This window comes from Streptomyces sp. NPDC111507 (assembly GCF_055638955.1).
On record NZ_JBVKBU010000005.1, the window covers coordinates 363,638 to 385,669 of the forward strand.

Below are 22,032 nucleotides of genomic sequence, written 5' to 3' on the forward strand. Positions count from 1 at the left end.
ACATGATCCCCGACCGGCCGAGACCGGGGATCAAGAAAGTGGTACTGAATGGTCGCTCAGCAGGCCAGGCGCGTGGAGCGTGCCGCGCGTCAGCGCGCCGACAGGCTGGAGCGGCGCACGACCAGCTCCGGCTGGAGCACCACGCGCCGGTGTTCGTGCGGTGTGGGTGCCGTCTCGGCCTCCGTCTCCTCCAGCAGCAGTTCGGCGGCGAGGGCGCCCATGGTCATGGCGGGCTGCCGTACGGAGGTGAGCGGGACGGCCGCGGCGGCGGCGAACTCGATGTCGTCGTAGCCGACGATCGCGAGGTCGTCGGGGACGCCGACGCCCGCCGCGTACATGGCCTGCAGGACGCCGAGCGCGAGCAGGTCGTTGGCGCAGAACACGGCGGTCGGGCGCTCGGCGAGGCCCAGCAGCCGGGCGCCCGCGTCGCGGCCCGCGGCCACGTCGAGGCGCTGGGTGGGCAGCTCCCGCATCGCGGTGGGCGGGAGGCCCGCCTCGGCCAGCGCGTTCAGGGCGCCCACGCGGCGGTCCCTGACCTGGTTGAGGCCGGGCGGCCCACTGACGTACGCGATCGATCGATGGCCCGCGTCGACCAGATGCCGTACGGCCAGCGCGCCGCCCGCCACGTCGTCAACCGAGACCGAGCACTCGGTCGTGCCCTCGGCGACCCGGTCGACCAGCACGAAGGGGATGCCGTTGCGGCGGAACGTCGCGATGTTGCGCCCGGTCGCGTCGGCGGGCGTCAGCAGCACGCCGCGTACCCGCTGCTCGGCGAAGAGCGACAGGTAGTCGGCCTCCTCGCTGGCGCTCTGCGCGCTGTTGCAGACCATCACGCCGAGCCCGGCGTCCCGCGCGGCGCGCTCGGCGCCGCGGGCGACGTCCACGAAGAAGGGGTTGCCCATGTCGAGGACGAGCAGGCCCATGATCCGGCTGCGTCCGGCCCGCAGCTGCCGCGCGGACTCGCTGCGGACGTAGCCGAGCCGGTCTATCGCCGACTGGACACGGGCCCGGGTCTCGGAGGCGACGCTGTCCGGGCGGTTGATGACGTTCGAGACCGTGCCCACGGAGACTCCGGCGGCGCGGGCGACGTCCTTGATACCCACCGACTGTGCCATCAGGCAGGAACCTCCAGGGGGACGAGTTGCGGCGGGCGGGCCTTCACATTACCTGCGAGTCCGCCGACTTCGCTGGTCATGCGGGCAGCCGGAAGTCGACGACGTGGAGCGCCGAGGGCGTGGTCCCGCTGGACTTCTCCTGGTACATGACCGACAGTGTCCCGTCCTGTGAGACGCGCGTCTCGTCGATCACCACCTCACCGAAGGCGTCGAGGCCGCTGCCGTCGTACAGGAGTGTCCAGTCCGTGTACCCGGAGGACTTCGAGGCGCCCGCGATCCGGCCGAAGGGCATGATCGCGTAGGCGTTGTCGTACGTGTCCAGGATCAGCTTCGTGCGCTGGCTCGAGCCGAGGGCGATCGGGATCTCGGTCTTCGTCCAGCTGCCCGAGGCGTTCTTGCGGAGGTGGAAGGCGCGGCCGTTGTTCGTCCGGTCGGTGACGTAGTTCGTGGTGCACTGCCCGAAGCGCCCGGGCACATAGCTGATGATCGCGTGCGGCAGGCCGGTGGAGTCGGTGGCCTGGCTCTCCTGGTTCATCAGGGAGTGGTCGGGGTTGAGCGCGTCGACGACGAGTCCGGCGTCGGTGACACCCACCGTGTCGGAGCCGCCCGTGGTGCCGACGACGGTGCCCGCGTTGTTGCGCCAGGTACGGCCGCGGTCGGTCGAGTAGACGTAGCCGGTGTCGTGGTTGGTGATGCCGCCGCTGTTGCACATCACGGCGCCGTTCTGCTCGCGCCAGGTGAAGAAGGAGTGCAGGCGTCCGTTGACGTCGTAGTCGATGCCGTGCAGGTACATGTTGCGCGCGGTGCTGGAGCCGTGCTCGCTGGTGTACGTGCCGGTCGAGCCGGACCACTCCCCGAGAGCGGTCCAGGACGAGCCGTCGTACTCCGCGAGGGCGTTGCGCCCGTTTCCGGAGATACCCACGCGGTAGCTCAGCTGGAGCTTGCCGTCGGGCGTGGAGACGAACTGGGGGTAGGTGAACTGCGTGGTGAGCGCGAGGCCGTCCAGCGAGGTCTGTACGGCTCCGAAGACGGCTGAGGTCCAGGCGGTCGAGGCGGGGTTGTCGAGCAGCCCGGCCACCGACTTCACGTAGAAGAAGCCGTCGCTGTGGGAGTCCATGTTGAGGTGCAGCCGGCCGTCGGTCTTCGACACGCCCATGGAGATCACGTTGTGCGAGTCGGAGCTCTTGAGCCGATGGGCGAGGGTGACCGTCGACCAACCGGACGCGCCGAGCGCCCGGCGGGCGACGACCGCGCTGCGGTCGGCGGTGTACCAGACGGCGTACTGGTAGCCCTTGTAGGTCAGCAGACCGTTCTTCTGGAACGAGTTGTTGTTGACCAGGCCGTCGTACGACACGAAGAACAGGGCCTGGGCGTCGAGTTGGGTGCTGCCGGTGAGGGAGACCGAGGGGCCGGGGTCGGCCGCGCGCGCCGTACCGGCGCCGATTCCGGGGCCTGCCACACCGGTCAGCAGGGCGGTGGCCAGCAGGGTGCGTCTCTTCATGTCCGGACTCCTGGGGAGGGCTTCGCGCGGATACCAGCGGTGACGGGGGTGCCAGGAAGGGTTTGTCAGGCGAGGTGGAAGACCTCGGTGAGGGGTTTCATGGCCTCGTCGGGTCTGGCGCCGTCCAGCGATTCGAAGAACGGCGCCATCTCCGCCTGCCAACGGGCATTGATGTCGGTGGCTTCCATGCCGGCCTGCGCGGCCGCGAAGTCCTCGGTCTCCAAGTAGCCGACCAGCAGGCCGTCCTCGCGCAGGAAGAGCGAGTAGTTGTGCCAGCCGGTGGCCGAGAGCGCGTCGAGCATCTCGGGCCACACGGCGGCGTGCCGCTCGCGGTACTCGTCGAGGCGGTCCGCACGGACCTTCAGCAGAAAGCACACACGTCGCATCAAGGGACCCCCGGAACCTAGAAGTTGAACTGGTCGATGTTCTTGGCGTTGAAGACGGTCGGCTTGCCCAGGTTGATCACGCCGTCCTTGCCGATGGTGAACGAGCCCATGTCACCGGCCTTGAAGGTCTCACCCTCGGCTCCGGTGATCTGCCCCGAGGACAGCGCCACGGCGGTACGCGCGGCGAGTTCGCCGAGCTTCGCCGGGTCCCACAGCTCGAAGGCGTCGACGGTGCCGTTCTTGACGTACTTGCGCATGTCGTTGGGGGTGCCGAGGCCGGTCAGCTTGACCTTGCCCTTGTACTTGGAGCCGGACAGGTACTGGGCCGCGGCCTTGATGCCGACGGTGGTCGGGGAGATGATCCCCTTGAGGTTCGGGTGCTCCTGGAGGAGACCCTGGGTCTGCTGGAAGGACTGCTGGGCGTCGTCGTTGCCGTAGGCGACCTTGACCAGCTTGACGTCCTTGTACTTGGGGTCCTTCAGCTCCTCCTTCATGAAGTCGATCCAGGCGTTCTGGTTCGTCGCGGTCTGCGCGGCGGACAGGATCGCGATCTCGCCCTTGTAGCCGATCTGCTCGGCGAGCAGCTGCACCTCGGTGCGGCCCAGGTCCTCGCCGCTGGCCTGCGAGACGAAGGCGTTGCGGCACTCGGGCTTGGTGTCGGAGTCGTACGTGACGACCTTGATCTTGTTGCTCATGGCCTGCTTGAGCGCGGTGCACAGGGCGCCCGGGTCCTGCGCGGACACGGCCATCGCGTTGACCTGCTGCTGGGTGAGCGTGTTGACGTAGCTCACCTGGCCGGAGGTGTCGGTGGCGCTGCTCGGGCCGACCTCCTTGTACGTGGAGCCCAGCTCCGTCAGCGCCTTCTCGCCGCCCTTGTCCGCCGAGGTGAAGTACGGGTTGTTGACCTGCTTGGGCAGGAAGCCGACCTTCAGGCCCTTCTTGGTGGCCGCGTTCGGGTCGGCCTTGCCGGTCGCGGCGGCCGAGCCGCCCTCGCTCTTCACGTCGTTCTTGGTGGTGCCGCCGCAGGCGGTGACGGCCAGGGCGAGCGAGGTGACGGCGGCGAGCGCCGCGCCGGTACGGCGGAGGGATGACTTGCGCATGGCGGGTTCCTTTTGACGGAGGTGAGTGCGGCGCGCCCCTGAAAGGGCACAGGGCTGTATCGGACATGCGGCTCCGCCGCGTGGACGCGAGCGACCGACGGGTGGTCCGCGGTTCTCGAACGGTCTATCCAGCGGTGCGTGCCGCCCTCGCTACGGAGATCTGCCGGGCGACCCGGGGGGCGAGTACGGAGATGACGAGCAGAACGCCGGTGACGACGATCTGCGACTGCGCGGAGACGTTCAGGAGGCTCATCACGTTCTGCAGCGCGCCGAGCAGGAAGACTCCCGCGATCGCGCCGCCCAGCGTGCCCTTGCCGCCGTCGAAGTCGATGCCGCCGAGCAGGACGGCGGCGATGACGGAGAGCTCGAGGCCGGTGGCGTTGTCGTAGCGGGCGCTGGCGTAGTGCAGGGCCCAGAAGATGCCGGTGAGGGAGGCCATGAAGCCGGTGGCGACGAAGAGGATCAGCTTCTGCCGCTTGACGCGGATGCCGGCGAACCGGGCGGCCTCCTCGTTGGCGCCGACCGCGAAGGCCGAGCGCCCGAACGGGGTGGCGTGCAGGACCACCACGGCGATCGCGAGGAGTACGAGGAAGGGCAGGAAGGCCTGTGGGATGAAGGTGTTCCCGATGCGTCCGGCCGCGAAGTCCTGGTACTGGGTGGGAAAGTCGGTGACCGCGTCCGAGCCGAGCACGATCTGTGCGATGCCCCGGTAGGCGGCGAGGGTACCGATGGTGACGGCGAGGGAGGGCAACCCGAGCCGGGTCACGAGCAGGCCGTTGACCAGTCCGCACACCACTCCGATGAGCAGGCAGATCGGGATGATCGTCTCGATCGTCATGCCCTGGTTCCACAGGGCGCCCATCACCGAGCCGGACAGACCGGCCGTGGAGGCTACCGAGAGGTCGATCTCCCCGGCCACCACCAGCAGGGTCATCGGCAGCGCGATCAGCGCGATGGGCAGGGTGTTGCCGATCAGGAACGACAGGTTGAGCGCGTTGCCGAAGCCGTCGACGAAGCCGAAGGAGAACAGCAGCAGGACGATGAGGAGGGCGCCGACGACCGTGTCCCAGCGGACGGCGCGCGCGAGGGACGAGTCAGCCATGGCGGGCGTTCCTCTTCTTCAGTGCGGAGGCCACGCGCAGCGCGACGATCCGGTCGACCGCGATGGCGAGGATGAGCAGGATGCCGTTGATGGCGAGCACCCAGACGGAGCTGACGCCGAGGGCGGGCAGCACACTGTTGATGGAGGTCAGCAGCAGCGCGCCGAGCGCGGCGCCGTAGACGCTGCCGGAGCCGCCGGTGAAGACGACACCGCCGACCACGACCGCGCTGACGACGGTGAGTTCGTAGCCGGTGCTGGTACCCGAGTCGACGTTGCCGAACCGGGCGAGGTACAGGGCGCCCGCGAGTCCGGCGAGGCCGCCGCACACGACGTACGCGGTGAGGATCCGCTTGCGGACGGGGATGCCGGCGAGCCGGGCGGCCTCCGGGTTGGAGCCCAGCGCGTACAGCTCGCGGCCGCTGCCGAAGTGCTTGAGGTAGTACGCGGTGACCAGCAGGACCGCCAGCGCGATCAGGGCGAGGTAGGGGACCGCGGAGATGCCGCCGGAGCCGAAGTCGACGAAGCCCCCGGGGAGGTCGGCCGCGGTGATCTGGCGTGAGCCGACCCAGATGGAGTCGACGCCGCGGATGATGTAGAGCGTGCCGAGGGTGACGACCAGCGCGGGCACCTGGCCGAGGCTGACCAGCAGCCCGTTGACCAGTCCGCAGCCGATGCCGAGCAGGACGGCCAGGACGACCGCGACGACGGGGTTTCCGCCGCCGTGGAGATAGGTGCCGGCGGCGAAGGCGCTGATGCCGAGGGTGGAGCCGACCGACAGGTCGACGTTCCGGGTGATCACGACCAGCGACTGACCGGTGGCGACCAGCACCAGGATCGTCGCGTTCAACAGCAGGTCCTTGATGCCCTGTTCGGACAGGAACTCGCTGTTGCCCATCTGGGTGATGGCGATCATCACCAGGAAGACGACCATGATGGCGAGTTCACGCATCTTGAAGACACGGTCCACCAGCCGGGTACCACTCGACTTGGGCACCTCGGCGGCGGGCGCGGGATTGGGTGCGGTCACCGTCATGCGGCGGCCCTCCGGGGGATGTTCGGGGTCTGACGGTCGGCCGTCCGAGTGAGAGGAACGGCCCCCTGGGCGAAGGCAGGCGTGACGCGGGCGGCCGAGCCGGCGACTCCGGACTCCTCACCGACGGCCCGCTCGGCGTTCGCCGGGGCGAACCGACCGCCCGCCCCTGCCGGTGCCGCGCCGAGGGTGACGTTCCTGGTGGCGGTCATGCGGCAACCCTCCCCGTCGCGGCGGCCATCACGGTCTCCTCCGTGGCTTCGGAGCGGGGTATCTCGGCGGTGAGCCGGCCCTCGTGCATCACCAGCACCCGGTCGGCCATGCCGAGGATCTCGGGCAGGTCGGAGGAGATCATCAGGACGGCCACCCCGTCGGCGGCCAACTCGGAGAGCAGTCGGTGCACTTCGGCCTTCGTGCCCACGTCGATACCGCGGGTCGGCTCGTCGACGATCAGCACCTTGGGGCCGGTGGCGAGCCACTTGGCGAGGACGACCTTCTGCTGGTTGCCACCGGAGAGCGTGTTGACCGTGTCGGCGATCCGGGCGTACTTCACCTGGAGCTTGACCGCCCAGTCGAGGGAGCGGCTGCGCTCGGCGCCGCGGTCCACCAGCCCCGCCTTCACGGTCGTACGCAGCCCGGTGAGCCCGATGTTGCGCTCGATGGACATGTCCATCACCAGGCCCTGGGCGCGCCGGTCCTCGGGGACGAGGGCGAGCCCCGCGGCCATGGCCGTGGAGGGCGCCCCGTTCGTCAGTGCCTTCCCGTCGACCTCGACCTCTCCGGCGTCCCAGCGGTCGACGCCGAAGACGGCCCGGGCGACCTCCGTACGCCCGGCGCCGACGAGTCCGGCGAGACCGACGATCTCCCCGCGCCGCACGTCGAAGGAGACGTCGGTGAAGACGCCCTCGCGGGTCAGCCGGCGCACGCTCAGGGCGACTTCGCCCGCCTCGACGTCCTGCTTGGGGTAGAGCTCGTCGAGGTCGCGGCCGACCATCCGGCGTACGAGGTCGTCCTCGGTCATGCCGTCGAGGAGCTCGCTGGAGATCCGGGCGCCGTCGCGCAGGGTCGTGACCCGTTGGCAGATCTGGAAGATCTCCTCCAGGCGGTGCGAGATGAACAGCACCGCCGAGCCCTGCTCGCGCAGGGTGCGCACGACACCGAAGAGACGGGCCACCTCGCTACCGGTCAGGGCGGCGGTCGGCTCGTCCATGATCAGGACGCGGGCGTCGAAGGAGAGCGCCTTGGCGATCTCGACGATCTGCTGGTCGGCGATGGACAGTCCACGCGCCGGACGGTCGGGGTCGAGTTCGACACCGAGTCGCTTCATCAGGGCGGCGGTCGCCTCATGGGTGGCCTTGTGGTCGATACGACCGAGGGCGCGCCGGGGCTGGCGGCCCATGAAGATGTTCTCCGCGATCGACAGGTCGGGGAAGAGGGTGGGCTCCTGATAGATCACCGCGATGCCCGCGTCGCGGGCGTCGGCGGGACCGTGGAAGACGGTGGGCTCACCGTCCAGCAGCACCCGACCGGCGTCCGGTCGGTGCACGCCGGCGAGCGTCTTGATGAGGGTCGACTTGCCCGCGCCGTTCTCACCGGCGAGAGCGTGCACCTCGCCGGGGAACAGTTCCAGGGACACGTCCCGCAGGGCGCGTACCGCGCCGAAGGACTTGGAAATGTCCTCCAGCGCCAGTACGGGGGCCGGACCCGCGTCGGACCGGTGGGTCATGTGAGCTCCTCAACGACGCGGGCGGCGAGGCCTCACGACGTCGTGAAAGGTTTCAACTAGGTTGCCGGGACGTTAGGCAGGTAGCCCAGGTCACGTCAATGGGTCCGGGTCGAAATTTTCGATAGCCGATGGTCACAACCGAGTCACGGAAGGCCGTCTTCACCCAGGGGCTTGACACGCCTTCGGACGGCTCATAGCTTCGGCGTTCTGAATCGTTTCAGATCGTTTCAGACGGAAGAGCTGTTCCGATCAGGCAGAAGTGCAGTTCGGACCCGACTCCACAAGTCGTTCGAAACCGAAGCCACACCCGAAGTCACAGGAGCCCCGAAGTGACCGAGCTTGCCGCGGTGAAGACCGCCCTCAAGACCCAGGCAGTAGAGACGCCCTCGTGGGCGTACGGGAACTCGGGAACCCGCTTCAAGGTGTTCGCGCAGCCCGGAGTCCCGCGCAGTCCGCGCGAGAAACTGGACGACGCCGCCCAGGTGCACGCCTTCACGGGGGCCGCGCCGACCGTCGCGCTGCACATCCCCTGGGACAAGGTCGACGATTACGGGGCGCTGGCGAAGTACGCGCAGGAGCGCGGCCTGAAGCTGGGCGCGATCAACTCCAACACCTTCCAGGACGACGACTACAGGCTCGGCTCGATCTGTCACCCGGACGCCGCCGTCCGCCGGAAGGCCCTCGATCACCTGCTCGAGTGCGTGGACATCATGGACGCGACGGGTTCGAAGGACCTGAAGCTCTGGTTCGCCGACGGTACGAACTATCCCGGTCAGGACGACATCCGTGAGCGCCAGGACCGGCTGGCCGAGGGCCTGGCCCAGGTCTACGAGCGACTCGGGGACGACCAGCGGATGCTGCTGGAGTACAAGTTCTTCGAGCCCGCCTTCTACATGACGGACGTCCCGGACTGGGGCACGGCGTACGCGCACTGCCTCAAGCTCGGCCCGAAGGCACAGGTCGTCGTCGACACCGGGCACCACGCGCCCGGCACCAACATCGAGTTCATCGTCGCGACGCTGCTGCGCGAGGGGAAGCTCGGCGCGTTCGACTTCAACTCCCGGTTCTACGCCGACGACGACCTGATGGTCGGTGCGGCCGATCCCTTCCAGCTGTTCCGGATCATGTACGAGGTGATCCGCGGCGGTGGCTTCACGCCGGACGTCGCCTTCATGCTCGACCAGTGCCACAACATCGAGGCGAAGATCCCGGCGATCATTCGTTCCGTGATGAACGTGCAGGAGGCGACGGCGAAGGCGCTGCTCGTGGACGGTGCGGCGCTGGCCGACGCGCAGCGGACCGGGGATGTGCTCGCGGCCAACGCGGTGATCATGGACGCGTACAACACCGATGTGCGGCCGTTGCTTCGCGAGGTCCGGGACGAGCTGGGGCTGGACCCCGACCCCATTGCCGCGTACCGGCGGTCCGGGTGGGCGGAGAAGATCGCGGCGGAGCGGGTGGGTGGGCAGCAGGCGGGGTGGGGGGCGTGAGCACTGCGTTGCGCCTGCGGGGTGAGGTCGACCGCAGGCTGCGGGCCGTACGTGGCTGGTCGCGCAGTTCCCCGCGCCCCTGACGGGGCGCTCAGCACAGGTATGTCGCCTCTCTTCACTCTTCTCTTTTCTCTAAGGACCAGGAACATGGCATCCCATCCCGAAGCCGACGCTCTGTTGGCCCGTTCGCACCGGCTCGGTGCTGATCCTCGTAACACCAACTACGCGGGCGGCAACGCCTCCGCGAAGGGCACCGACACCGACCCTGTGACCGGGGGTGATGTCGAGCTGATGTGGGTGAAGGGCTCGGGCGGTGACCTCGGGACGTTGACCGAAGCGGGCCTCGCCGTACTGCGGCTCGACCGGCTGCGGGCGATGACGGAGGTCTACCCGGGGGTGGAGCGCGAGGACGAGATGGTCGCCGCGTTCGACTACTGCCTGCACGGCAAGGGCGGCGCGGCCCCGTCCATCGACACGGCGATGCACGGGCTGGTGGACGCGGCCCATGTCGACCATCTGCACCCCGACTCCGGGATCGCGCTGGCGTGCGCGGCGGACGGCGAGAAGCTGACCGCCGAGTGTTTCGGCGACCGTGTGGTGTGGGTGCCGTGGCGCCGGCCCGGCTTCCAGCTGGGTCTGGACATCGCGGCGGTCAAGGAGGCCAACCCGCGGGCGATCGGCTGCGTCCTGGGCGGGCACGGCATCACGGCGTGGGGCGACACGGCGGAGGAGTGCGAGCGGAACTCGCTGCACATCATCCGCACCGCCGAGGCGTTCCTCGTCGAGCGTGGCAAGGCGGAGCCCTTCGGGCCCGTCGTCGAGGGGTACACGGCCCTGGAGACGTCCCGGCGCCGGGAGCGGGCCGCGGCGCTGGCGCCGTACGTCCGTGCCCTCGCCTCGCAGGACAAGCCGCAGGTCGGCCACTTCACCGACGCCGACGTCGTCCTCGACTTCCTCGCGAGCGCCGAGCACCCGCGCCTCGCCGCGCTCGGCACCTCCTGCCCCGACCACTTCCTGCGGACCAAGGTCCGGCCGCTCGTCCTCGATCTGCCGCCGACCGTGGAACTGGACGCGGCGATCGCGCGGCTGAAGGAGCTGCACGGCGAGTACCGCGAGGAGTACGCGGCCTACTACCAGCGGCACGCCGACGCGGACTCCCCCGCGATGCGCGGCGCGGACCCGGCGATCGTGCTGATCCCCGGTGTCGGCATGTTCTCCTTCGGCAAGGACAAGCAGACCGCGCGTGTGGCCGGCGAGTTCTACGTCAACGCGATCAACGTGATGCGGGGCGCCGAGGCGGTCTCGGCCTACGCGCCGATCGAGGAGTCGGAGAAGTTCCGCATCGAGTACTGGGCGCTCGAGGAGGCCAAGCTCCAGCGGATGCCGAGGCCGAAGCCGCTCGCCACCCGGGTGGCGCTGGTGACGGGGGCGGGCAGCGGGATCGGCAAGGCGATCGCCGAGCGGCTCGTCGCCGAGGGCGCGTGCGTGGTGATCGCCGATCTCGACGCGGAGAACGCCGCCGAGGTCGCCTCCTCGCTGGGCGGGCCCGACAAGGCCGTCGCCGTCACCGTCGACGTGACCTCCGAGGAACAGATCGCCGAAGCCTTCAAGGCGGCGGTGCTCGCCTTCGGCGGCGTCGACCTGGTGGTGAACAACGCCGGTATCTCCATCTCCAAGCCCCTGCTCGAGACCACCGCGAAGGACTGGGACCTCCAGCACGACATCATGGCCCGCGGCTCCTTCCTCGTGTCGAGGGAGGCGGCGCGGGTGATGATCCAGCAGAAGCTGGGCGGAGACATCGTCTACATCGCGTCCAAGAACTCGGTCTTCGCCGGTCCGAACAACATCGCCTACTCCGCCACCAAGGCCGACCAGGCGCATCAAGTACGGCTCCTTGCAGCCGAGTTGGGCGAACACGGCATCCGGGTGAACGGCATCAACCCCGACGGGGTCGTGCGCGGCTCGGGCATCTTCGCGGGCGGCTGGGGCGCGCAGCGCGCGGCGACGTACGGCATCGAGGAGGAGAAGCTCGGCGAGTTCTACGCCCAGCGGACCATCCTCAAGCGCGAGGTGCTGCCCGAGCACGTGGCGAACGCCGTGTTCGCCCTGACGGCCGGGGATCTGACCCACACCACCGGTCTGCACGTCCCGGTCGACGCGGGTGTCGCGGCGGCCTTCCTGCGATGAGCGAGCACGTGAAGAGCTTCGCCGCGGTCGACCTCGGCGCGTCCAGCGGGCGCGTCATGGTCGGCCGCGTCGGCCCCGAGGCGCTGGAGCTGACGGAGGCGCACCGCTTCCCGAACCGTCCGGTCCGGGTCCCCGAGGGGCTGCGGTGGGACATCCTCTCGCTGTACGCGGGGGTGCTCGACGGACTGCGGGCGGCCGGGCAGGTCGACTCCGTCGGCATCGACAGCTGGGCCGTGGACTACGGGCTGCTGGACACCGACGGCGCGCTGCTCGGCAACCCGGTGCACTACCGCGACGCCCGCACCGAGGGGGTCGCGGAGAAGGTGTGGGCCACCGTGCCCGCCGCCGAGCTGTACGCGGCCACCGGGCTCCAGTACGCGCCCTTCAACACCCTGTACCAGCTCACGGCGGCCCGCTCGACGGCGCAACTCGCTTCCGCCGAGCGGCTGTTGCTCGTTCCCGACCTGCTGGCGTACTGGCTCACGGGCGAGGCGGGCACGGAGATCACCAACGCCTCGACCACTCAGCTGATCGACCCGCGCACCCGTGACTGGTCCCACGACCTCGCGGACCGGCTCGGCATCGACCTCAGGCTGTTCGCGCCGCTGCGGCAGCCGGGCGACCCGGCCGGTCTGCTGCTCCCGCGGGTCCTGGAGGAGACCGGGCTGAGGGGCCCGGTCCCGGTGACGACCGTCGGCTCCCACGACACCGCGTCCGCGGTCGCCGCCGTCCCGGCGGCGGACGAGCGGTTCGCGTACATCTGCACCGGCACCTGGTCCCTCGCGGGCCTGGAGCTGGAGCGGCCGGTCCTCACCGAGGCGAGCCGCGCGGCCAACTTCACCAATGAACTGGGCCTGGACGGCACGGTCCGCTATCTGCGGAACATCATGGGGCTGTGGCTGCTCCAGGAGTGTGTACGGGAATGGGGTCAGCCCGATCTGGGTGAGCTGCTGCGGGCCGCCGCGGAGGTGCCCGCGCTGCGATCGGTGGTGGACGCGGGCGACGCCGCCTTCCTGGCCCCCGGCCGGATGCCGGACCGGATCACCGACGCCTGCCGGGAGTCGGAACAGCCCGTGCCCGAGTCGCGCGCCGAGATCACCCGCTGCATCCTCGACTCCCTCGCGCTCGCCCATCGCAGGGCGATCCGCGAGGCCGAGGCTCTCGCCGACCACCCGGTCGACGTCGTCCACATCGTCGGCGGCGGCACCCGCAACGAGCTCCTGTGCCAACTGACGGCCGACGCCTGCGGACTGCCGGTCGTGGCCGGCCCGGCGGAGGCCGCCGCGCTCGGCAACGTCCTCGTCCAGGCCCGCGCACACGGTCTGGTCGGCGACCGTACGTCGATGCGACGACTCCTCGCCCGTACCCAGCCGTTGCGGCGGTACGAGCCCCGGGGCGACGCGGCTGCCTGGCGCGCCGCGGAGGACCGGCTCACCCGTCCGTGAACGGCGACTCGCCCGTGTCCATGAGCGGGGGCTCCCCTGCCGCTCGTCCTCCGCGTACCCTGCACTCATCCGATGATCGATCCCAAGGAGCTGCGATGCGTGTCGCCCTGTTCCTGACCTGTGTCAACGACACGCTCTATCCGGACACCGGCCGCGCTGTGGTGAAACTGCTGACCAGGCTGGGCGTCGAGGTCGACTTCCCGATGGCGCAGACCTGCTGCGGGCAGGCCCACTACAACACCGGGTACCGGCATGAGGCCGAGCCACTGGCCCGGCATTTCTCCGATGTCTTCGGTGAGTACGAGGCGATCGTGACGCCCTCCGGGTCGTGCGGCGCGATGGTGCGGGAGCTGTATCCGCGGATGGGTGAGCGGGCGCGGGCGGAGGGTCGCGGGGACACCCTCGCGGCCACCCTCGCCCCGGTCGTGCCGAAGACGTACGAGCTCACCGAGTTCCTGGTGGATGTGCTCGGCGTGACGGACGTCGGCGCGTACTACCCGCACACCGTCACCTACCACCCCACCTGTCACGGGCTGCGCAGTCTCGGGCTCGGCGACCGGCCGCGCCGGCTCCTCCAGGCCGTCAAGGGGCTCGAACTGCGCGAGTTGCCGGGCGCGGACGAGTGTTGCGGCTTCGGCGGCACGTTCGCCGTCAAGAACGCCGACGTCTCGGCCGCGATGGGCGCCGACAAGGTGCACCACGCCGAGTCGACGGGCGCGGAGGTGCTGTGCGCCGCCGACAACTCCTGCCTGATGCACATCGGCGGCACGATGGCCCGGCTGGAGACGCGGATGCGGCCCGTGCACATCGCGGAGATCCTGGCCAGTACGGAAGAGGAGCCGAGCGCATGAGTGGCACCTTCGTCGGCATGCCCGCGTTTCCCGAGGCGGCGCACGACGCGGTCAACAACCCGACCCTGCGCGGCAATCTGCGCCACGCCACCCACACGATCCGCGCCAAGCGGGCGGTCGCCGTCGCGGAACTCGACGACTGGGCCGCGCTGCGCGAAGCCGGCAAGCAGATCAAGGACCACACGCTCCGTCATCTCGACCGCTACCTCGTGCAGTTGGAGGAGTCGGTCACCGCGGCCGGGGGCATCGTGCACTGGGCCGCCGACGCCGACGAGGCCAACCGGATCGTCACCGACCTGGTGAAGATGACCGGGGAGAGGGAGGTCGTCAAGGTCAAGTCGATGGCCACGCAGGAGATCGGCCTCAACGAAGCCCTGGAGGCCGAGGGCATCCACGCCTACGAGACCGATCTCGCCGAGCTCATCGTGCAGTTGGGCAAGGACCGGCCCTCCCACATCCTCGTCCCGGCCATCCATCGCAACCGCGGCGAGATCCGCGACATCTTCGCGCGTGAGATGGCCGAGTGGGGCCGCCCGGCGCCGGAAGGCCTCACCGACACGCCCGCCGAACTGGCCGAGGCCGCCCGACTGCACCTGCGCGAGAAGTTCCTGCGCGCCAAGGTCGGCATCTCCGGCGCCAACTTCATGGTCGCCGAGACCGGCACCCTGATGGTCGTGGAGTCCGAGGGCAACGGCCGGATGTGCCTGACCCTGCCCGAGACGCTGATCTCGGTCGTCGGCATCGAGAAGATCGTGCCGACCTGGCAGGACCTGGAGGTCTTCCTCCAGACCCTCCCCCGCTCCTCGACCGCGGAGCGCATGAACCCGTACACCTCGATGTGGACGGGCACGAGGGACGGCGGTGCCGGGGAAGCGGACGGCCCCCAGACCTTCCACCTCGTCCTCATCGACAACGGCCGCACCGACACGCTCGCCGACGAGGTCGGCCGCCAGGCCCTGCGCTGCATCCGCTGCTCGGCGTGTCTCAACGTCTGCCCGGTGTACGAGCGCGCGGGCGGCCACGCCTACGGCTCGGTATACCCCGGCCCGATCGGCGCGATCCTCAGCCCCCAGCTCCGGGGCACCGCGAGCGAGATCGACGCCTCGCTCCCGTACGCCTCCTCACTCTGCGGCGCCTGCTACGAGGTCTGCCCGGTCGCCATCGACATCCCGGAGGTCCTCGTCCACCTGCGCGAACGGATCGCCGAGGGCGGCCAGGTGACGCGGGAGGGCAACAAGGTCGTGCTCAAGCCCGCCAAGGGGCACGCCGCCGAGCGAGCGGCGATGCGGGCGGCACGCTGGGCGTTCAGCCACCCCGGCGCGCTGCGTACCGGCCAGCGGCTCGCCTCCCGCACACGCCGCTTCCATCCACGCTCGCTGCCCGGTCCGGGCAAGGCGTGGAGCGGCACCCGGGATCTCCCGGCAGTGCCCGCGGAGCCGTTCCGTGACTGGTGGCAGCGTACGCACGGCGGAAAGGACACGGACAAGTGAGCAGCAGGGATCTGATCCTGGGGCGGGTGCGGCGCGCGCTCGCCGACGTACCGCGGGACGACACGCCGTACGAGCAGGCCGTTGAGCGGGGGTACCTGCGCGAGCACGGGGGGCGGAGCGTCGAGCAGACGGTGGATCTGCTGGCGGAGAACCTGGCGGACTACCGGGCACTGGTGCACCGCTGCACGGCCGACGAGCTGGCCCCCACCATCGCCGGGCTGCTCGCCGGACACGGTTCGACGTCGGTGGTCCTCCCGGCCGGCCTGGACGCGCGGTGGCTGGCGGCGTCGGACGTGACGCGCGTCCCGGACCGGGCCGAGGACACCTCGGGCGAGCTGGACCGCGTCGACAGCGTCGTGACCGCGTGCGCGCTCGCGATCGCCGAGACCGGCACCCTCGTCCTGGACGGCGGCCCGGACCAGGGACGCCGTCGCATCACGCTGGTCCCCGATCACCACATCTGCGTCGTCCGCGTCCCCGACCAGGTCGTCTCCTCCGTGCCCCAGGCCCTGGAGCGCCTGGCTCCGACCCGCCCGCTGACCTGGATCTCCGGCCCGTCGGCGACCAGCGACATCGAGCTCGACCGGGTCGAGGGGGTGCACGGTCCGCGCACCCTGGAAGTGGTGCTGGTGAGCGGGGAGTGACCTGCGCGGTTAGCGTGAGGGGATGATCCGGTTCGAAGAGGTCACCAAGCGCTATCCGGACGGCACTACGGCCGTGGACGGCCTCTCGTTCGAGGTCGCGGAGGGCGAACTGGTCACGCTCGTCGGCCCGTCGGGCTGCGGCAAGACGACGACCATGATGATGGTGAACCGGCTGATCGAACCGACCTCGGGCCGGATCTTCGTGAACGGCCAGGACGTCGCCACGGTCGACCCGGTGCGGCTGCGGAGGCGTATCGGGTACGTCATCCAGCAAGTGGGCCTGTTCCCGCACCGGACGATCCTCGACAACACGGCGACCGTGCCGACACTAATCGGCTGGAAGAAGGCGAAGGCGCGGACGCGCGCCGCGGAGCTGCTCGATCTGGTGGGCCTGGACCCGAAGACGTACGGCTCGCGCTATCCGGAACAGCTGTCGGGCGGCCAGCGCCAGCGGGTCGGGGTGGCCCGGGCGCTCGCCGCCGATCCACCCGTACTGCTGATGGACGAGCCCTTCGGGGCCGTCGACCCGGTGATCCGGGAACAGTTGCAGGACGAGTTCCTGCGCATGCAGGAGGCCGTGCGCAAGACCGTGCTGCTGGTCACGCACGACATCGAGGAGGCGGTACGGCTCGGCGACCGCATCGCGGTGTACGGGCAGGGCCGCATCGAGCAGTTCGACACGCCGGGGGCCGTCCTTGGCACCCCGGCCACCCCCTACGTCGCCGAGTTCGTCGGCGCCGACCGCGGGCTGAAGCGGCTGTCGGTCACCGACATCGAGCCCGACGACCTGGAACAGCCGCCGGTCGCCCGCCTGGACGAGCCCGCCGAGGCGGCGGTCGCCCGCTTGCACGCGCTGGGCGCGCGATGGGCGGTCGTCCTGGATACGGAGGACGATCTGCACGGGTGGGTGGGCGTCGACGAGTTGGCTGCGGGTGGGTCCGTCGGCGACCGCGCCCACCGGATGAACTCATGGGTCCCGGTGGGCGCCCCGCTGAAGCAGGCCTTCGGTGTGATGCTCCAGCACGACGCGGGCTGGGTCGCGGTCCTGGACGGGGCCCGCTTCCTCGGCGTACTCACCCCGGCGAAACTGCACGAAGCGCTGCGGCGGTCGGTGGACGCGGATGCGCGGGGGGTGCGGCGGGGGCAGGTGTCGTTCGACTCGATCTCCGATGCGTGAGCGCTCCGCTGGGTGGGGCGGGGACGCGGGGTGTTCAGCGCTGCGGGTTCGATGTGGCTGGGCGCGCGGTTCCCCGCGCCCCTTCGGGGCGCCCCCGGCACGGCTCAGGGCAGGGCGTTCTGCAGGTCGAGGAGCACGGTGTGTGCCAGCTCGGCCGCTCCGGTGCCGGCGCCCGCGGCAGCCCCCGTGGCCGCACCGGCCGCCACCGATGAGAGTACGGCCCTGATCCGGCCCAGCAGACCGCGCAGGCGTCCCACGTCCGGCTGGGACCGGGCGGCCTCCGCCAGGGCGGCCTCGGCGTCCTGGCGCACGGCGGTCTCGTCCTCGGCGGCCAGGCCGAGCGTCTCCAGCGCCGCGAGTAGCGACCGTACGGCCTCGGCGAGCCGGGCGCTCGTCCCCTCGTCGGCCGTCACGTACTGATGCTGGGTCACGTGGTGACCGCCGATCGCGATCTGGCTGCCGTGAATGGGCCCGTGGAACTGGGCACCGCCCGAACTTGTCAACGTGCGCCTCCTGAACCGGAGTTCTCTTCCGCCGCGCTACTGAAGACAGCTTCCAGGCGAGCCGCAAGGATGGACAGACGGGCGGTGAGTGGGGCGCCGCCGAGCTGCCGAGCCAGGCAGGCGAGGATCTGATCGACGGCCCTGCGGACGCGTTCCTCGTTGATCGGGGGGCGGGCCAGCTCCACCTTGATCACCGCCGCGGCCTGCCGAATGACGTACTGCGAGTAAAGGTCGAGCCCCATCCGATCGACCTCGACCCGCAGCGTTTCCACCACCTGTACGGGGTCGGCACGCCGCGCCGGCTGGAAGTGCGCCCGGTACACCTGCTCGGGCCGTACGTCGGTCCGATTCTGGGTCACATTCCCTTGGGAGTTGATCGCCACCTGGCTGTCGGTGATCGGGCCGAAGACATAGACCAACGGAGTCGTCGGCTCGTCGGGGCGCAGGGGGCTGATCTGCTCGGGACTCGGCTCACGGGCCAGGCGCAGCAACCTGTCGTAGTCGGCGTAGTCGATGAGCGGGAGCACGTCCGAGTCGTCTCGCACGCGCCGAACCTCCTGTACGCGGCCGGTCGGTCGCCCCGGCGGCAGCCCAGCCTCCTGCCTCCGGCCGGCCGACTGCCTCAGCGGCGACTCAACCTCCTGCCCACGACCGGCCGACTGCCTCGACGGCGGCCCAGCCTCCTGCCCACGACCGGTCAACTGCCTTGCAGGCCGCTCAACCTCTGCCCCCCGGCCGGCCGACTGCCTCGACGGCGACTCAACCTCCTGCCCACGACCGGCCGACTGCCTCGACGGCGGCCCAGCCTCCTGCCCACGACCGGTCAACTGCCTTGCAGGCCGCTCAACCTCTGCCCCCCGGCCGGTCGGCTGCCTCCCTTCCGGCTCGGTCTTGGTGGTGGGCCGGGACGTGGTCTCGGCCTGAACCGCCTTGCTCTGAGGCCGGAATCCCGCACTGCCCATGTGAACCCCCCGGTGGCAAAGCATCCCTCTCAAGCGTAGCGAGCCAAGGGCCCGGAGGAAGGCCTCATCCGGCATCGGAACACCGCAATCTGGCCACTCCCGCACACGTGTGTCTCTCCGATGCGAGGGCACCCGTTCCGCGGGAGGTCCACATGAACGCAAGCGCGACGGCACGGACCGGACGCGTCAAGGCGCGGCGCGCGGCGAGAGGCTCGGGGGTGGAGTACGCCGCCCGGGCGGGTCTGACGGCGCGGGGCGTGATCTACCTGCTGGTCGGTGTGCTGGCGCTGCGGATCGCCTTCGGGGACGGGAAGAAGCAGGCGGACCGCGACGGCGCCGTCGCGGAGATCGCGCGGCAGCCCTTCGGCGCGGTGCTGTTGTGGGCGCTGGCTGTCGGCCTCGTCGGCATGGCGTTGTGGCGGCTGTCCGAGGCGTGCTTCGGATCCGCCGGTCCGGACGGCCGGGCGGCGAAGAAGCGACTGCTGTCGGGCGTGCGCTTCGTGTTCTACGCGTTCGTCGCCTACTCGGTGCTGTCGTTCGCGGCGGGCTCGGGCAGTGGCGGGAGGGGTTCGAGCGATCGGCAGTCGCGGGATGTGACGGCCAAGGTGCTGGATCTGCCGGCGGGGCAGTGGATCGTCGGAGCCGCCGGAGCCGGCATCGTCGTCGCGGGTCTGCTGATCGGCGGGCGGGCCGTGTTGCGCAAGTACCACAAGAAGCTGAAGCTCGGTCAGATGTCGGCGCGCACGCGGCGGCTGGTGGATGTGACCGGCGTGGGCGGTGGCGCGGCGCGCGGGCTGGTGTTCGCCGCGGCGGGATGCTTCGCGGTGCGCGCGGCGATCGACTACGAACCCGACCGCGCGAAGGGGCTGGACGACACGATCCGCTCGTTCGCCCACACCCCGGTGGGACCGTGGCTGCTGGTGTGCGTCGCCGCCGGACTCGTGCTGTTCGGTCTGTTCTCCTTCGCGATGGCGCGCTGGCGCCGGGTCTGAGGGCGTGTCAGGGCACCTGAGGGCGTCCGAGGGCGTCACTTCAGCAGACCCTTGTCCTTCAGATAGGTCCGCGCCACGTCCTCGGGCAGTCGTCGCCAGCTGTCCACCTGCTGGTTCATCGCTGCCAGGTCCGCGGTGGTGAGTACGTCGTTGAGTTTGCCGAGTGCCTTGGTGACGCCCTCGCCGCCGGCGCGCGAGCGGTTGACGACGGGCACGATGTAGTCGGCGTTCTGCAGATGTCTGTCGTCGGCGAGGAGGACGAGACCGAACTCGTCGAGCGTCGCGTCCGTCGTCGTGGTCAGCACCATCTGGTCCTGACCACTCTGCACCGCCCGCTTCGCCTGGGTGGTGCCCACGCCCTTCGGGTCGACGCCGGTGATGTCGATGCCGTACGTCTTCTTCAACCCCGGCTCGCAGTAGGGCCGTTGGACGCACTCGTCGCCCGCCGCGAGCCGTACCGGAAGACGGGACGCGCCGAGGTCGCTGAGAGTCCTCAGGTGATGCTGCCCGGCATACGCCACCGTCACCGCGAAGGCGTTCTGGTCGACGGCCCTGCCGGGGTCGAGGACGGTGAGGCCGCGCGGTGTGGCGAGCGACCGGAGCGCCTTCATCGTGTCGGCGAGATCGGGTGAGCCGACGGGCGGCGCGTCCGCTCCGTGGGTCTTGGCGTTCAGCCAGTCCGCGAAGGTGGCCGCGTACTCCGGTACGACGTCGATCTGGCCGGATTCCAGGGCGGGTTCGTAAAGTTCGCGGTTGGCGACCGTCAGCATGGAGGTCTTGTATCCGGCCTGGCCGAGCAGCAGCGCGTACATCTGCGCCAGCAGGTCGCTCTCGGTGAACCCGGCCGAGCCGATGGTCAGGTGCTTGCTGTCGCCGGGTGGGGCCGTGACCGCGCCGCGGTTCTCCAGGGACGGACCGGTGCCGCAGCCGGTCAGCAGGACCAGGCTCAGCAGGGCGCCGCCCCGCCTCATCGGATGCCCCTCGCCCAGCGCGGTGCCAGCCGCTCGGCGATCTCGAAGACGCTTTCGACGATCAGGGCGAACACGGCGACGAGGATCGCGCCGGCGACGACCTGCGGGGTACTCGCCAGGTTGAAGCCCGCGGTGATGATCCGGCCGAGTCCGCCGCCGCCCGCGAGCGCGGCGATCGTGGCGGTCGCGACGAGTTGGACCGCGGCGATCCGTACGCCGTTCATGACCATCGGGAGCGAAAGGGGCAACTCCACGTGAAACAGCATCTGCCGGCCGGTCATCCCCATGCCCCGCGCCGAGCGCACCACGCTCCGGTCGACCTCGCGCATCCCGACGTAGGCGTTGGTGAGCAGCGGCGGTACGGCGAAGAGAACCAGTGCGACGACGGTCGGGCCCTCGCCCCATGTGCCGAGCGGGGTGAGCAGCAGGAGGACCAGTACGGCGAAGGTGGGGACGGCGCGGCCGATGTTGGAGATGTTGACGGCGAGCGCGCCGCCCTTGCCGAGGTGGCCCAGGACGAGGGCGACGGGCAGCGCGATGAGGCAGCTGACGACGAGGCAGACGACGGTCAGGACGAGGTGCTGGGCGAGGCGGTGCCAGACACCGTCGTCCCCGGACCAGTGCGCGGGGTCGCCGAGCCAGTCCCAGGCCCCGGTCAGGGCGTTCATCCGCGGACCGCCCGGGTCCAGGGGGTGATGAGCCGCTGCACCGCGAGCAGGAGGAGGTCCGCGGCGACGGCGATGACGACGCAGAGTACGGACGCGGTGAGGACCTGCGCCTTGAAGTAGGTGTTCATGCCCGCGTAGATGAGATTGCCGAGTCCCCCGAAGCCGACGATCGCGCCGACCGTCACCAGTGAGACCGCCGAGACGGTGGCGATACGCAGTCCGGCCATCGAGGCGGGCACCGCGAGCGGCAGTTCCACGGTGAGCAGGAGGCGGATGGGCCCGTATCCCATGCCGCGGGCGGCCTGCCGGGTCTCCTCGGGGACGGCGCGCAGGCCCGCGAGGATGTTGCGGACGAGGAGGGTCAGCGAGTAGAGGACGAGTCCGGAGACCACAAGCGTGGCCGACAGCCCGTACACGGGCAGGAGCAGCGAGAACATCGCGAGGGACGGAATGGTGTAGAGGATCGTGGTCACCGCGAGGACCGGTCCGGCCGCCCAGCCCCAGCGGCGGGCGAGGACGGCCAGCGGCACCGCGATGACGAGTCCGACGAGCACGGAGACCGCCGTGAGCTGGAGGTGCTGGACGACCGCGTCCAGGAGGATCTGGCGACGCGTGCTCAGATACTCACCGCAGATCCACTCGTTGCGGGCGAGACAGTCGTCCGGGGGCGCGGTCACGCGTCCATTCCATCG

At 70.2% G+C, this 22,032-nt stretch carries 21 protein-coding genes; 8 read left to right on the forward strand and 13 right to left on the reverse strand.

Annotated elements, in window-relative coordinates; genetic code table 11:
• Nucleotides 1-89: 89 nt before the first annotated feature.
• From ACZ7M2_RS22835 to ACZ7M2_RS22870, 8 genes are all read right to left on the reverse strand, one after another.
• Nucleotides 90-1,115: a LacI family DNA-binding transcriptional regulator gene (locus ACZ7M2_RS22835; RefSeq protein ID WP_075028038.1), complete on the reverse strand. Its 1,026-nt coding sequence runs from the start codon at nucleotides 1,113-1,115 to the stop codon at nucleotides 90-92.
• 76 nt (nucleotides 1,116-1,191) lie between these two features.
• The gene (locus tag ACZ7M2_RS22840; RefSeq protein WP_471596797.1) at nucleotides 1,192-2,616 is read right to left on the reverse strand and encodes a BNR repeat-containing protein; all 1,425 of its coding nucleotides are present in this window, start codon (nucleotides 2,614-2,616) and stop codon (nucleotides 1,192-1,194) included.
• 65 nt (nucleotides 2,617-2,681) lie between these two features.
• Nucleotides 2,682-3,002: an L-rhamnose mutarotase gene (locus ACZ7M2_RS22845; RefSeq protein ID WP_217569693.1), complete on the reverse strand. Its 321-nt coding sequence runs from the start codon at nucleotides 3,000-3,002 to the stop codon at nucleotides 2,682-2,684.
• A 17-nt stretch (nucleotides 3,003-3,019) separates the two neighbouring features.
• Entirely contained in the window at nucleotides 3,020-4,102 is a 1,083-nt protein-coding gene (gene rhaS, locus ACZ7M2_RS22850) for a rhamnose ABC transporter substrate-binding protein (protein WP_471596798.1), read from the reverse strand.
• Between the two features lie 124 nt (nucleotides 4,103-4,226).
• Nucleotides 4,227-5,204 (reverse strand): ABC transporter permease, encoded by a 978-nt coding sequence (locus ACZ7M2_RS22855; protein WP_471596799.1) that lies wholly within the window; start codon nucleotides 5,202-5,204, stop codon nucleotides 4,227-4,229.
• Nucleotides 5,197-6,237, reverse strand: a complete 1,041-nt coding sequence (locus ACZ7M2_RS22860; RefSeq protein WP_471596800.1) for an ABC transporter permease — start codon at nucleotides 6,235-6,237, stop codon at nucleotides 5,197-5,199. Before ACZ7M2_RS22860 ends, ACZ7M2_RS22855 begins: the two co-directional genes overlap by 8 nt.
• Nucleotides 6,234-6,446 carry a hypothetical protein gene (locus tag ACZ7M2_RS22865; RefSeq protein ID WP_471596801.1) on the reverse strand — a complete coding sequence of 71 codons (213 nt, stop codon included), beginning with the start codon at nucleotides 6,444-6,446 and terminating at the stop codon, nucleotides 6,234-6,236. The genes ACZ7M2_RS22860 and ACZ7M2_RS22865 overlap by 4 nt, the downstream gene beginning before the upstream one ends.
• A complete protein-coding gene (locus ACZ7M2_RS22870) occupies nucleotides 6,443-7,960 on the reverse strand; it encodes a sugar ABC transporter ATP-binding protein (protein WP_471596802.1) in 1,518 nt (505 codons plus the stop codon). Before ACZ7M2_RS22870 ends, ACZ7M2_RS22865 begins: the two co-directional genes overlap by 4 nt.
• 329 nt (nucleotides 7,961-8,289) lie before the next feature.
• On the opposite strand from ACZ7M2_RS22870, the gene rhaI reads away from it, so the two are divergent.
• From rhaI to ACZ7M2_RS22905, 7 genes are all read left to right on the forward strand, one after another.
• Nucleotides 8,290-9,450: an L-rhamnose isomerase gene (gene rhaI, locus ACZ7M2_RS22875; RefSeq protein WP_471596803.1), complete on the forward strand. Its 1,161-nt coding sequence runs from the start codon at nucleotides 8,290-8,292 to the stop codon at nucleotides 9,448-9,450.
• Between the two features lie 147 nt (nucleotides 9,451-9,597).
• On the forward strand, nucleotides 9,598-11,637 hold the full coding sequence (locus tag ACZ7M2_RS22880) for a bifunctional aldolase/short-chain dehydrogenase (RefSeq protein ID WP_471596804.1): 2,040 nt from the start codon (nucleotides 9,598-9,600) through the stop codon (nucleotides 11,635-11,637).
• Nucleotides 11,634-13,082, forward strand: coding sequence for a rhamnulokinase (locus ACZ7M2_RS22885; RefSeq protein WP_471596805.1), 1,449 nt, complete (start codon nucleotides 11,634-11,636; stop codon nucleotides 13,080-13,082). Before ACZ7M2_RS22880 ends, ACZ7M2_RS22885 begins: the two co-directional genes overlap by 4 nt.
• A 95-nt stretch (nucleotides 13,083-13,177) precedes the next feature.
• A complete protein-coding gene (locus ACZ7M2_RS22890) occupies nucleotides 13,178-13,933 on the forward strand; it encodes a (Fe-S)-binding protein (protein ID WP_471596806.1) in 756 nt (251 codons plus the stop codon).
• A complete protein-coding gene (locus ACZ7M2_RS22895; protein WP_471596807.1) occupies nucleotides 13,930-15,423 on the forward strand; it encodes a LutB/LldF family L-lactate oxidation iron-sulfur protein in 1,494 nt (497 codons plus the stop codon). The genes ACZ7M2_RS22890 and ACZ7M2_RS22895 overlap by 4 nt, the downstream gene beginning before the upstream one ends.
• A complete protein-coding gene (locus tag ACZ7M2_RS22900) occupies nucleotides 15,420-16,067 on the forward strand; it encodes a LutC/YkgG family protein (protein WP_471596808.1) in 648 nt (215 codons plus the stop codon). The genes ACZ7M2_RS22895 and ACZ7M2_RS22900 overlap by 4 nt, the downstream gene beginning before the upstream one ends.
• A gap of 22 nt (nucleotides 16,068-16,089) precedes the next feature.
• Entirely contained in the window at nucleotides 16,090-17,244 is a 1,155-nt protein-coding gene (locus ACZ7M2_RS22905) for an ABC transporter ATP-binding protein (protein ID WP_471596809.1), read from the forward strand.
• A 104-nt stretch (nucleotides 17,245-17,348) separates the two neighbouring features.
• Here the strand turns inward: ACZ7M2_RS22905 and ACZ7M2_RS22910 are convergent, their stop codons facing one another.
• Together ACZ7M2_RS22910 and ACZ7M2_RS22915 are read right to left on the reverse strand one after the other, a co-directional pair.
• Nucleotides 17,349-17,747 (reverse strand): hypothetical protein, encoded by a 399-nt coding sequence (locus ACZ7M2_RS22910; RefSeq protein ID WP_471596810.1) that lies wholly within the window; start codon nucleotides 17,745-17,747, stop codon nucleotides 17,349-17,351.
• On the reverse strand, nucleotides 17,744-18,292 hold the full coding sequence (locus ACZ7M2_RS22915) for a hypothetical protein (RefSeq protein WP_471596811.1): 549 nt from the start codon (nucleotides 18,290-18,292) through the stop codon (nucleotides 17,744-17,746). The genes ACZ7M2_RS22910 and ACZ7M2_RS22915 overlap by 4 nt, the downstream gene beginning before the upstream one ends.
• 569 nt (nucleotides 18,293-18,861) lie before the next feature.
• On the opposite strand from ACZ7M2_RS22915, the gene ACZ7M2_RS22920 reads away from it, so the two are divergent.
• Nucleotides 18,862-19,701, forward strand: a complete 840-nt coding sequence (locus ACZ7M2_RS22920) for a DUF1206 domain-containing protein (protein ID WP_471596812.1) — start codon at nucleotides 18,862-18,864, stop codon at nucleotides 19,699-19,701.
• A gap of 35 nt (nucleotides 19,702-19,736) precedes the next feature.
• Here ACZ7M2_RS22920 and ACZ7M2_RS22925 read toward each other — a convergent pair whose 3' ends face one another.
• Genes ACZ7M2_RS22925 through ACZ7M2_RS22935 form a run of 3 tightly spaced genes read right to left on the reverse strand, consistent with a single transcriptional unit; the run spans nucleotide 19,737 to nucleotide 22,017 of the window.
• Nucleotides 19,737-20,672 carry an ABC transporter substrate-binding protein gene (locus ACZ7M2_RS22925; RefSeq protein WP_471596813.1) on the reverse strand — a complete coding sequence of 312 codons (936 nt, stop codon included), beginning with the start codon at nucleotides 20,670-20,672 and terminating at the stop codon, nucleotides 19,737-19,739.
• Nucleotides 20,669-21,340: an ABC transporter permease gene (locus tag ACZ7M2_RS22930; protein ID WP_471596814.1), complete on the reverse strand. Its 672-nt coding sequence runs from the start codon at nucleotides 21,338-21,340 to the stop codon at nucleotides 20,669-20,671. Before ACZ7M2_RS22930 ends, ACZ7M2_RS22925 begins: the two co-directional genes overlap by 4 nt.
• Nucleotides 21,337-22,017: an ABC transporter permease gene (locus ACZ7M2_RS22935; protein WP_471596815.1), complete on the reverse strand. Its 681-nt coding sequence runs from the start codon at nucleotides 22,015-22,017 to the stop codon at nucleotides 21,337-21,339. Before ACZ7M2_RS22935 ends, ACZ7M2_RS22930 begins: the two co-directional genes overlap by 4 nt.
• Nucleotides 22,018-22,032 lie beyond the last annotated feature (15 nt).